We start from the raw sequence: 12,384 nt of genomic DNA, 5'->3' as shown, positions 1-12,384 counted from the left end.
CCCTCTTCCCCTCCCCCACTTCCGCCGAATCCACACGACCCCGCCGAATCCACGCGTCATGCCCGCGCGGGAGGCGTGGATTCGACGCGCGCGGGTGGATTCGACGGCGTCAAAGAGGCGCACCCGCCCGCGCGCGCGACGTCATTTGTTGGCAATCTCGACAAAAGACTTGCGCGAAGTCCTCCGCTCTGAATAGTCTCCCTGTCGAGGCGCCGATCGAAGCGCTTCGAAGTCCTGACGATGGAGCAGAGATGGCGACGATCGACGACGTGGCGCGAGCCGCGGGCGTGTCCATCAGCACTGTCTCCTACGCCCTGAGCGGCAAGCGGCCCGTCGCGGTCGACACCCGGCGGCGCATCCAGGCCGCGATCGACGAACTCGGCTACCGCCCCAATGCCGGAGCCCGCATGCTCGCCGGCCGACGCACCCGCATCTTCGCACTCACCGAGCCGCTGCGCCTGGACACCCACGCGCCCACCCACATGGCGTTCGTGCTGGCGACCGCGATCGCGGCGCGGAAGGTCGACTACGACGTGCTGCTGCTCACCGACGCCGAGACCACCACGGGGATGCAGCGGGTCGCCGACAGCGCGCTCGCGGACGCGGTTCTGGTGCTCGACGTCGCGCCCGACGACGACCGGGTCGCGCTGGCGCGCCGAATCCCGGTGCCGAGCGTCTTCATCGGCGTGCCCGACGACCACGACGGACTCGTCTGCGTCGACCTGGACTTCGAGGCCGCGACCATCGAGGCGGTCGACCGTCTCGCGGCCCTCGGCCACCGGCGCATCGGCATGCTGGGGCATCCCGAAGTCTCGTACGACCGGTCGAACTTCCCTCCCCGCGTGCGCGAGGCTTTCCGGCGTCGCGCCGACGACCATGGGATCGCGCACGATTTCCGCCACACCGGTGTGGGCGCGACCTCCACTCCGGCGGTCCGCCAGGGCATCTCCGAGATGCTCGACGCCGGGGCGACGGCCATCCTCCTGCACTGCTCCGACACCTGCCACGCGATCGCACTCGCCGCGCTCGACGCGCGCGGCCTCGACGTTCCCACCGACATCTCCCTGATCTCGGTCGGATCCTCCTTCGACACGGCGACGCTCAGCACGCCGATCGACGCCCTCCCGCTGATTCCGGAGGAGTCCTGCGAGCGCGCGGTCGCGCTCGCGATGGCCTGCCTCGACGACGGGCGCTGTGCACCCGGCGTCCACCTCATCCCGCCGACCTATCGATCTCACGCCTCGATCGCCCCACCCCCTGCCGCCGCTCGTCGCGCGGGATGACGCCGCTCCGCCGAGCTGTGGCATCCGCGTTATCGAAGCGCTTCGACTCATCGTCCCTTCCACACACACCCGACCGATGACGGTCACCGAGAAAGGAGTGCCAACGATGGCACGCAGATCACACCTCACCGCGAAGCGGGCGGCCGCGGCCGTCGGCCTCGTCATGGCCGCCGGGCTCGTGCTCGCCGGCTGCTCCGGCGCCGGAAGCTCCGCCGCCACCGACTCGTCCAACACGCTCAAGCTCTGGGACTACGAGAGCGCGGACAGCGCGATGGGCAAGGGCTGGGCCCAGGCCGTGAAGATCTTCGAACAGGAGACCGGCGCCAAGGTCGAGTACGAGTCGAAGAGCTTCGAGCAGATTCGCTCCACGGCGAGCCAGGTGCTCAACTCCGACGAGGCTCCGGACGTCATGGAGTACAACAAGGGCAACGCCACCGCCGGCCTGCTCGCGAGCCAGGGACTGCTCACCGACATCTCCGGCGCGGTGAGCCAGTACGGCTGGGACAAGAAGCTCGCGTCGTCGCTGCAGACCACCGCCAAGTACGACGACAAGGGCATCATGGGCGGCGACAAGTGGTACGGCGTGCCCAACTACGGCGAGTTCGTCACCGTGTACTACAACAAGCAGATGTTCGCCGACGCCGGCCTGCAGGTGCCCACCACCTACGACGACTTCGTGAAGGTGCTCGACGCCTTCGTCGCCAAGGGCATCACGCCCCTCGCCGAGGCCGGTGCCGAATACCCGCTCGGCCAGCTCTGGTACCAGCTCGCCCTCAGCAAGGCGGACCGCAACTGGGTCAACGACTACCAGCTCTACAAGTCGCCCGTGGACTGGCAGGGCACGCAGATCAGCTACGCGACCGACACCCTCAAGCAGTACGTCGACAAGGGCTACATCTCCAAGGACGTCGCCGGGATGAAGGCGGAGGACGCCGGCACGGCGTTCATCGCCGGGAAGTACCCGATCTTCGTCTCCGGCAGCTGGTGGTATGGCCGCTTCACCTCGGAGATCAAGAACTACGACTGGGGCATCTTCCCCTTCCCCGGCTCCGACCTCAGCCTCGGATCCTCCGGCAACCTCTGGGTGGTTCCCGCGAACGCGAAGAACAAGGACCTCGCCTACAAGTTCATCGACATCACCATGCGCCCCGAGATCCAGGCGATCATCGGCAACAACGGTGGCGTCCCCGTTGCGGCGAATCCCTCGGACATCACCGACGCAAAGAGCAAGGAGCTGATCTCGGCGTTCAACGCGATCACCGCCAAGGACGGGCTCGCGTTCTATCCCGACTGGCCGACGCCGACCTTCTACGACACTCTCGTCGCCCAGCTGCAGAACCTGGTCAACGGGACGGATCCGTCGAAGGTGCAGTCCGCTCTCGGCAGCGAGTACGAGACGTACGCCTCGACGATGCGCTGACACCCCGGGGCGGGGCCGGTTCACCGGCCCCGCCCCCACCGACCCGAACCGCGAGAGACCCACCATGACCAGTGTTCCCTTCGTCCGGCGCGCCCGCGCTCGACGCCTTCCTCCCGACGAACCGCTCATCCCGCAGCGGGGCCGTGCCGGACGCGGTGCGTACTGGCTCTACCTCGTCCCCGGGCTCGTGCTCCTCACGGCGGTGATCATCATCCCGCTCGCCTGGAACGTCTACCTGAGCTTCACGACGTGGCGGGGGATCAAGCCTCCCGTCTGGGTGGGCCTCGCCAACTGGACGCGGCTGCTCGGCGATGAGAAGTTCTGGACGTCGTTCGGGAACAGCATCTGGATGATCGTCGCGATGGTCGTGCTCCCGACGATCATCGGGCTGGTGCTGGCGGCGTTGCTCTTCGACGTCATCGGGCGCAAGTTCGGCGGCCGACTCGCGAGCTTCCTGCGGGCCACCTACTACCTCCCGCAGATCCTGCCGGTCGCCATCGCCGGCATCGTGATCGGCTGGGTGCTGCGTCCGCAGGACGGCGCCCTGAACTCGCTGCTCGAGGCCGTGGGCCTCGGCGGCCTCACCCACGACTGGCTCGGCAGCCCCGACACGGCGCTGTGGGCCATCATGGCGGTGCTCGTCTGGGTGCAGATCGGCTACCCGGTCGTCGTGTTCATGGCGGCCCTCCAGCGCGTGGACCCCGAGCTGTACGAGGCTGCCGAGCTCGACGGCGCGAACTGGTTCCAGCGCTTCCGCGCGATCACCGTGAGCATCATCCGACCGGAGATCTACGTGGTCGCCCTCACCTGCACGATCGCCGCGCTGAAGGTGTTCGGGCCCGTGTACGTGCTCACCCGCGGCGGGCCTGGAACGGCGACCATCGTGCCGTCGTACTACTCGTACAGCCAGTTCTTCCAGGCGCAGCAGGTCGGCTACGGCGCGACCATCGCCACCGCGCTCACCATCGTCATCGCGATCGTCGCGGTGCTGTTCATCCGGGCGCAGAACGCGTCCGAGCGCAAGGAACGGGCGGGACTCTGATGGCCGACACCATGACTCTCACGACGGGACGCACGGCGACCCGCCCGAACCGTCGCCCTCGGCGCGCCAACCGTGCGCGCGGCGTCGACTGGCTGATGCTCGCGTTCGCGATCGTCGCGGCGCTGCTCATCATCGCGCCGTTCTACCTGATCCTCGTGAACTCGTTCAAGACGCCCGCCGATTACTCCAACGGCGGACCGCTCGCGTTCCCGACGCACATCTCGTTCGACGGTCTCGCCGCGTTCTGGCAGCGCGTGGACTTCCCGCAGAAGGTGTGGAACTCCGTGTTCATCTCCGGCATGGTCGCCGTGCTGGCCGTGCTGATCTCGGTGCTCAACGCCTTCGCGATCGGCATCGGCCGCGTGCGCGGACGCACGTGGATCGTGCTGCTGTTCCTCCTGGCCAACCTGCTGCCGCAGGAGGCGCTCCTCTACCCGCTGTACTACATGGCCAAGGCGGTGGGGCTGTACAACAACGTCTGGTCGGTCATCATCATCTTCACCGTGATCCAGGCGGCGTTCGGCACCTACCTCCTGTCCGCGGTCTACGGCACCTTCCCCAAGGAAGTGCTCGAGGCCGCCGCGATGGACGGCGCCAGCCGGTGGCAGATCCTGTGGCGGGTGGTGTTCCCGATCAGCCGACCGACGCTGTCGGTGCTGCTCATCTTCTTCTTCATCTGGACGTGGAACGAGTTCCTCATCCCGCTCACATTCCTGGTGTCGAACGCGAACCAGACGGTGCCGGTCGCGATCAGCGTGCTGCAGGGCGATCGATTGATGGATGTCACCACGACGAGCGCGTCCGCACTGCTCGGCATCATCCCCACCCTCCTCTTCTTCCTCATCTTCCAGCGCACCCTCACGCGCGGCATCACCGCAGGAGCAGTCAAGTAATGAAGTTCACCGACGGGTTCTGGCAGATGCGACCGGGAGTCGCTGCGCTCTACGCCCAGGAGGCCTATGAGATCGACCGCCGCGAGGACGGGGTCGACGGCGAAGCGCTCACCGTGCTCGCCCCGACCAAGGTGATCGAGCGGCGCGGCGATGTGCTGAACCGCCCGACGCTCACGGTGTCGCTCTCGTCGCCGCTGGAGGGGGTCGTGCGCGTGCGCGTCGAACACCACCGCGGCACGCCCGCGACGCCGGGCTTCCCGCTCCCGGGAGCGGGGCGCGCCGGCGCCGCACGCCTCACCGAAGACGGGGGCGAGCTGGTCACCGGCGACCTGCGGGCCCGGGTCGGGAGGGGTGCGTGGGATCTCTCGTTCGAGCTCGCGGGGCGCCGCCTGACCGGCAGCGGACATCGATCCCTGGCCTGGGTGCACACCGCGGCGGATGCCTCGATCGACCCGGGTCCCGTGGACGGGGCCGCCGCCGAGACCGGCGTGCCGCGTCGGCGTCACTTCATGCACGCGCAGCTCGACCTCGGCGTCGGCGAGCTCGTCTACGGCCTCGGCGAGCGCTTCGGGCCGCTCGTGAAGAACGGGCAGACGGTCGACATCTGGAACGCCGACGGCGGGACATCCAGCGAACAGGCCTATAAGAACGTGCCGTTCTACCTGAGCTCGGCCGGATACGGGGTCTTCGTGAACGACCCGGGTCACGTGTCCTTCGAGGTCGGCAGCGAGGCCGTCGAGCGCGTGCAGTTCTCGGTATCGGGTGAGGCGATCGAGTTCTTCGTGATCGCGGGGCCCACCCCCGCACAGGTTCTCGAACGGTACACCGCACTGACCGGCCGCCCGCCGATCGTTCCGGCATGGTCGTACGGCCTGTGGCTGTCGACATCCTTCACGACCGACTACGACGAGGCAACGGTCACGTCGTTCGTCGACGAGATGGCGCGGCGCGAGCTTCCCATCTCGGTCTTCCACTTCGACTGCTTCTGGATGCGCGAGTTCACCTGGTGCGACTTCCGCTGGGACGAGAGGGTGTTCCCCGATCCCGAGGGGATGCTGCGGCGACTCCACGACCGCGACCTCAAGGTGTGCGTGTGGATCAACCCCTACATCGCGCAGCACTCGGAGCTGTTCGAGGAGGGTGCTGCGCGGGGATTCCTCGTGCGCCGCCACGACGGCTCGGTGTGGCAGTGGGACATGTGGCAGGCCGGCATGGGGCTCGTCGACTTCACGAATCCCGACGCCGTCGCCTGGTACCAGTCGAAGCTCGAGGTGCTCCTCGGGCAGGGCGTCGACTGCGTGAAGACCGACTTCGGTGAGCGCATCCCGACGGATGTCGCGTGGTTCGACGGATCCGATCCGGAGCGCATGCACAACCTCTACGCCCAGCTGTACAACCGCGCCGTGCACGACGTGCTCGTGCGCGTGCGGGGAGAGGGCGAGGCGGTGCTGTTCGCCCGGTCGGGAACAGCCGGCGGCCAGACGATGCCCGTGCACTGGGGCGGCGACAACACCTCGAGCTTCGTCTCGATGGCAGAGACGCTGCGCGGCGGCCTGTCGCTCGCGCTCAGCGGGTACGCGCACTGGAGCCATGACATCGGCGGGTTCGAAGGCACGCCCGAGCCGCTGGTGTTCAAGCGCTGGACCGCGTTCGGTCTGTTGTCGAGCCACAGCCGCTTCCACGGCTCCGAGTCCTACCGGGTGCCGTGGTCGTTCGACGAGGAGGCGGTGGAGGTGACGCGCGTCTTCACCCATCTGAAGATGCGGCTGATGCCGTATCTCTTCCAGCTCGGCATCGCCGCGGCGGCGACCGGCGCCCCCGTGATGCGCCCGCTCATCCTGGAGTTCCCCGACGACCCGGCCGTCGCCTACCTTGACCGCCAGTACATGCTCGGCGCTGATCTGCTCGTGGCCCCGGTGCTGTCCGCGTCGGGCGAGGTGGAGTTCTACCTTCCCGCCGGGCCGTGGACGCACCTGCTCACCGGCGAGGTCGTCGAGGGCGGCGGCTGGCGTCGCGAAGTGCACGACGTCACGAGTCTCCCTCTCTACGTGCGGCCCGGAGCGGTGCTCCCCTGGGGCGCCCGCACCGACCGTCCCGATTACGACTACCTCGACGGCCTGCAGCTGCGGGTTTTCCCGGGCGGTTCGGGCATCGCGACGATCACCGTGACGACACCGGATGGGCGTGCGCAGAGTTTCGACGTCGACCGCACGGCGGTGACGGGATGACGCATCCGCTCGTCTTCCCGCCGGGATTCGTGTTCGGATCGGCGACCGCCGCCTACCAGGTCGAAGGCGGGGCGACCGACGCCGGTCGCGGGCCGTCGATCTGGGACACGTTCAGCCGCACTCCGGGGAAGGTCTGGAACGGCGACACCGGCGATGTCGCGTGCGATCATCTGCACCGGTGGGAGAGCGACCTCGACCTCATGGCGGAACTGGGCCTGCGGGCCTATCGCTTCTCGATCTCGTGGCCTCGCGTGATTCCCGACGGGCGCGGCGCAGTGAACAACGCCGGACTCGATTTCTACTCGCGCCTCGTGGACGGGCTCCGAGCACGCGGCATCCGTCCCGTCGCGACGCTGTACCACTGGGACCTCCCCCAACCGCTGGAGGATGCCGGGGGCTGGCCGGTGCGCGAGACCGCGGAGGCGTTCGCGGAGTACGCGGCGGTCGTCGGCGCAGCGCTCGGCGACCGTGTCGACACGTTCACGACGTTGAACGAGCCCTGGTGCTCGGCCTACCTCGGCTACGGGCAAGGCGGGCACGCGCCCGGACGCACCGAGCCGGCGGCGGCGCTCGCCGCCGTGCATCATCTCAACCTGGCTCACGGACTCGGTGCGGCGGCCCTGCGCGCATCCTCGACCGCGGATCCCGACCTGTCGGTCACGCTCAACTTCCACGTGCTTCGCGGTGCCGGCGACGGCGCCGACGAGGCCGTGCGTCGCATCGACGCCCTCGCGAACCGCGCCTTCACCGGGCCCATGCTCCACGGGGAATACCCCGCGGATCTGCTGGCGGACACGTCCGCCGTGTCGGACTGGTCGTTCGTGAGGCCCGGCGATCTGGCACTCATCCGCCAACCCCTGGACGTACTCGGGGTCAACTACTACTCGACGGCGACCGTGCGCCTATGGGACGGAGCCTCCCCCCGCCAGAGCAACGACGGGCACAAGGCCGCGGCGGGCGGAACCGCCTGGCCGGGCAGTGACGCCATCGTCGAGTTCGTCGAGCAACCCGGTCCTCACACGGCGATGGGCTGGAACATCGCGCCCGAAGGCCTGACGGAGCTGCTGCTCGCCCTGTCGGCCGAGTTCCCCGCGCAGCCGCTCATGGTCACCGAGAACGGCGCGGCTTTCGACGACGTCGTCTCGCCGGACGGCCGCGTCGACGACCCGCTGCGAGTGGACTACCTCGCACGGCACTTCGCGGCCGCGCGCGACGCCCTCGATGCGGGTGTCGATCTGCGCGGGTACTACGTGTGGTCGCTGCTCGACAACTTCGAGTGGGGATACGGCTACGCGAAGCGGTTCGGCATCGTGCACGTCGACTTCGAGACGCTCGCGCGCGCGCCGAAATCGAGCGCGCTCTGGTACCGCGACCTCATCCGCTCGCAGCCCTGACGCCCTCGCTCTCGCCCTCGCTCTCGCTCTCGCCCTCGCTCTCGCCCTCGCTCTCGCTCTCGCCCTCGCTCTCACCCTCACCCTCGCTGTCGCCCTCGAACGACGCCGAATCAACACCCCACCGCCGAGTCCACACGTCGGGCCCGCGAGGAACGCGTGGATTCGGCGGGCGAGCGTGGACTCGGCGGGGTGACGGCGAGAGGAGCGCGGCGAGCGCGCCGCGGGACGCGCAGAGCGCGGGCCGCGGCATCCTCACACCAGCGACTCGCGCCAGGCGGCGTGCAGCTTCGCGAACGTGCCGGTGCCCGCGATGAGGGCGGCGGGGGCGTCGTCCTCGATGATGCGGCCGTGCTCCATCACGAGCACCCGGTCGGCGATCGCGACCGTCGAGAGGCGGTGGGCGATGATGATCGCCGTGCGGTCGGCCAGCAGGGTCTGCAGGGCGTCCTGGATGAGGCGCTCCGATGGGATGTCGAGCGACGCCGTCGCCTCGTCGAGGATCAGAACCGCCGGGTCGGCGAGGAACGCGCGCGCGAACGAGATCAGCTGCCGCTGACCGGCCGAGACGCGACCGCCGCGCTTGTTCACGTCGGTGTCGTAGCCGTCCGGAAGCGACCGGATGAAGCCGTCGGCACCGACCGCGCGCGCCGCGGCACGGATCTCATCGATCGTCGCGTCGGGTTTGCCGAGCGCGATGTTGTCGGCGACCGTGCCGCTGAACAGGTACGCCTCCTGCGTGACCATCACGATCGCCCGGCGAAGGTCGCCCTGCGACAGCGCACGCAGGTCGACACCGTCGAGCGTCACCGCTCCCCGAGTCGGGTCGTAGAAGCGCGAGATCAGCTTCGCCAGCGTCGACTTGCCGGCTCCCGTGGTGCCGACGAGCGCGATCGTCTGACCCGCCGGGATGTCGAGGGAGAAGTCCGGCAGGATGACGCGGCCACTGCCGTACGCGAACTGCACCTCGTCGAACCGCACCGCGCCGCGCGCGTTCGGCAGGGCGGTCGGCGTGGCGGGGTCGGGCACACTCGGCGACTCCTCGAGCACGCCCGACACCTTCTCGAGCGCCGCCGTGGCCGACTGGTACGAGTTGAGGAACATCGCGACCTCTTCGAGCGGGCTGAAGAAGTTGCGGATGTAGAGCACGGCGGCCAGCAGCACACCGATCTCGAGGAAGCCGCCGGTCACGCGCACCGCGCCCCACACCAGCACGACCGCCATCGTGACGTTCGCGAGCAGGATGAGACCCGGGTCGAGCACGCCGTACAGCTTCACGAGGCTGAGGTTCACGCGCCGGTAGTCGCTGGCGACCTCGGCGAACTCCTCGTCGTTGCGGCGTTCCTTGCGGAACGCCTTCACCGCGCGGATGCCGGTCATCGTCTCGACGAAGTGCACGATGAGACGGGCGCTCACGACGCGCGACTCGCGGAAGCCCTTCTGCGACTCGAGGTAGAACCAGCGCATGAGCAGCACGAGCGGGATGCCCATTGCGACGAGCACGAGCCCCGACTGCCAGTCGATCAGGAAGAGCGCCACCAGCGTGAAGATGCCGTAGAGCGCGCCCTGCACGAGCTGGTTCAGTCCGCCGTCGAGCAACTCGCGGATCGACTCCAGGTCGCTCGTCTGCCGCGAGATGATGCGACCCGAGGTGTACGTCTCGTGGAACTCGAGGCTGAGTCGCTGGGTGTGCCGGAAGATGCGGGTGCGCAGGTCCATGAGGATCGCCTGGGTGAGCCGAGCCGAGAGCACGACGAACCAGCCGATCAGCAGCGCGCCGCTGATGCCCGTGACGATGTAGACGGCGGTGACGGCGGCCGCCGGCATCCAATCGGCGTTCTGCAGCACCGCCGGCAGGGCGTTGTCGATGCCGTACGCGATGAGCGCGGGACCGAGCACGCGCAAGCCCGTCGAGGCGATGACGACGATCGCGGTGAGGCTCAGCAGTCCCTTCATCGGCGAGACGAGGGAGCCGAGCAGGCGCAGCGAACGGCGACGGATCGCCCGACTCTCGGCTGCGGTGTAGTCGTTGCGGTCTTCGCCCTGGGTGCCCTGCACGGTGGTGCTCATGCCCGCACCTCGCTCTCGCTCAGATCGATCGGACCGGTTTCGTCGTACCGATGGTCATCATCGGAAGCCTCGCGCCGCTGCTCGCTCTCGATCTCGAGGCTCGAGATCACGAAGCGGTAGTGCTCGCTGTCGCGCAGCAGGTCGGAGTGGGTGCCGACCGCAGTGATGCGGCCGTCTTCCAGCACTGCGACCCGGTCGGCGAGCGCCACGGTCGAGGGACGGTGGGCGACGATCAGCGCGGTCGTGGTGGCCAGCACGCGACGCAGTGCCGCCTCGACCTTGGCCTCGGTCTCGACGTCGAGCGCCGAAAGCGGGTCGTCGAGCACGAGCACCGACGGCGCCGCCGCGACAGCGCGGGCGAGCGCGAGGCGCTGACGCTGACCGCCGGAGAGACTCAGACCCTCCTCGCCGACGGTCGTGTCGACGCCCTGCGGCAGGTCGTAGGCGAACTGGGCCTGCGCGATCTCGAGCGCTTCGGCGAGCACCGCCTCGGCCTCGGGGCTGCGCACGTCGAGATCGTCACGGCCGAGCAGCACGTTCTCGCGCACGGACGCCGAGAACAGCGTGGCATCCTCGAACGCCATCGCGATGTGGCGACGCAGCTCGTCGAGCCGCAGGTCGCGCACGTCGACGCCGTCAATCTCGACTGAGCCCCCGGTGACGTCGTACAGGCGTCCGGGCAGGGTCGTGAGCGTCGTCTTGCCGGAGCCGGTGAGTCCGACGAGCGCCATGGTCTCGCCGGGCTCGAGCTCGAGGTCGATGCCGTCGAGCAGATCGCGCTCGGTCGCCGGGGCATCCTGGTAGCGGAACCGCGCGCCGCGGAAGACGAGCCGCCCGCGCGGGTCAGCGACCGTCGACGGCGTCTCGGGGTCGACGATCGTGTTCTCCTCGTCGAGCACCTCGAAGATGCGGTCGGTCGCTGTGCGCGTGTCGATGAGGAACGAGAACAGGAACCCGAGCGACTCGAGAGGCCACCGCAGCGCGGTCGCCATCGTGAAGAACGCGAACAGCTCGCCGACGCTCAGCTGACCCGAGCTGGCCAGCAGGATGCCGACCAGCAGGCAGAGCGCGAAGGCGACCATCGGCACGACCTCGAGCCAGAACCACAGGGTGCCGACTTCGCGGGCCTTGCCGAGCTCGGTCGCACGCAGCGACTCGACCTGACGGGTGAACTTCCGCAGGGCGTGGGGGCCACGGCCGAACGCCTTGAGCACGCGGATGCCGTGCACGCTCTCCTCGACCGCGGTGGCGAGGTCACCGGCCTGGTCCTGGCTGAGGCGTGCGAGACGGCCGTACTGCCGCTCGAACCGGAAGCCGAAGTACCACAGCGGCACCGAGACGACGAGGAAGGTGGTGCCGAGCGCCCAGTGCCAGTTGAACAGCAGCACCGCGCCGATGAGCACCGTCATGAGGTTCACGACGAGCAGGATCGAGCCGAACGCGAGCCACCGGCGCACGAGGTTGATGTCCTGCATCATGCGGCTGAGCAGCTGCCCCGACTGCCACCGGTCGTGGAAGGCGACGGGCAGACGCTGCAGGCGCCGGTAGAACTGCTGGCGGATCTCGAACTCGACACCGGTCGCCGGCGTCAGCACGAACGCGCGGCGCAGGAACACGAACAGCGCCTCGAGCACGCCGAGGGCGAGCACCCCGAGCGACGCCCAGATGATGAGGGCGATGTTGGCCTGCGCGATCGGCCCGTCGACGGTGATCTGGAGCACGATCGGAATGACGAGGCTCACGATCGCCGCACCGAGCGCGGACGCGAAGCCGGCCGCGAGGCGCGGGAGCACCGGACGGGCGAAGGGGATGAGGCGCGCGAGCGCGCGCAGGGTGGAGAGCTGTTCCTGGGGTCGCTGAGTCATGGTGATGCTGTGTGTCGTGTGGGGGGAGGTCCGCCGAGTGGCGAGCCCTCCAGCTTATTCCCAGCTTCTCCGGAGCGCAACGCTGGCGTGTCGCCGCGGATTCCCGCGGGTGCCGGCGCGGCGCGAGCCGCGGCATCCACAGCCTGCCGCGCACCCTCCGCGCCGCGCACTCCCCCACCCGATCTCCGCCAC

8 protein-coding genes are annotated in these 12,384 nt (G+C 69.0%); 6 read left to right on the top strand and 2 right to left on the bottom strand.

Annotated features, from left to right (window positions below):
• Window positions 1–251 precede the first annotated feature (251 nt).
• From RR49_RS00960 to RR49_RS00935, 6 genes are all read left to right on the top strand, one after another.
• Entirely contained in the window at window positions 252–1,283 is a 1,032-nt protein-coding gene (locus RR49_RS00960; RefSeq protein ID WP_045245919.1) for a LacI family DNA-binding transcriptional regulator, read from the top strand.
• Window positions 1,284–1,389: 106 nt separating this feature from the next.
• Window positions 1,390–2,703, top strand: coding sequence for an ABC transporter substrate-binding protein (locus RR49_RS00955; RefSeq protein ID WP_045245918.1), 1,314 nt, complete (start codon window positions 1,390–1,392; stop codon window positions 2,701–2,703).
• A gap of 64 nt (window positions 2,704–2,767) precedes the next feature.
• Window positions 2,768–3,745: a carbohydrate ABC transporter permease gene (locus RR49_RS00950; RefSeq protein ID WP_045245917.1), complete on the top strand. Its 978-nt coding sequence runs from the start codon at window positions 2,768–2,770 to the stop codon at window positions 3,743–3,745.
• A complete protein-coding gene (locus RR49_RS00945) occupies window positions 3,745–4,638 on the top strand; it encodes a carbohydrate ABC transporter permease (protein ID WP_048809471.1) in 894 nt (297 codons plus the stop codon). Before RR49_RS00950 ends, RR49_RS00945 begins: the two co-directional genes overlap by 1 nt.
• Window positions 4,638–6,866, top strand: a complete 2,229-nt coding sequence (gene yicI / locus RR49_RS00940) for an alpha-xylosidase (RefSeq protein ID WP_045245916.1) — start codon at window positions 4,638–4,640, stop codon at window positions 6,864–6,866. The genes RR49_RS00945 and yicI overlap by 1 nt, the downstream gene beginning before the upstream one ends.
• A complete protein-coding gene (locus tag RR49_RS00935; protein WP_045245914.1) occupies window positions 6,863–8,260 on the top strand; it encodes a glycoside hydrolase family 1 protein in 1,398 nt (465 codons plus the stop codon). The genes yicI and RR49_RS00935 overlap by 4 nt, the downstream gene beginning before the upstream one ends.
• Before the next feature lie 252 nt (window positions 8,261–8,512).
• Here RR49_RS00935 and RR49_RS00930 read toward each other — a convergent pair whose 3' ends face one another.
• On the bottom strand, window positions 8,513–10,327 hold the full coding sequence (locus RR49_RS00930) for an ABC transporter ATP-binding protein (protein ID WP_045245911.1): 1,815 nt from the start codon (window positions 10,325–10,327) through the stop codon (window positions 8,513–8,515).
• Window positions 10,324–12,192, bottom strand: coding sequence for an ABC transporter ATP-binding protein (locus tag RR49_RS00925; protein WP_045245909.1), 1,869 nt, complete (start codon window positions 12,190–12,192; stop codon window positions 10,324–10,326). Before RR49_RS00925 ends, RR49_RS00930 begins: the two co-directional genes overlap by 4 nt.
• Window positions 12,193–12,384 lie beyond the last annotated feature (192 nt).

The sequence above is a fragment of the Microbacterium ginsengisoli genome (assembly GCF_000956535.1).
GTDB lineage: Bacteria > Actinomycetota > Actinomycetes > Actinomycetales > Microbacteriaceae > Microbacterium > Microbacterium ginsengisoli.
The sequence above is the reverse complement of the archived record's forward strand: the minus strand, read 5'-3'. Positions and strand labels throughout refer to the sequence as shown.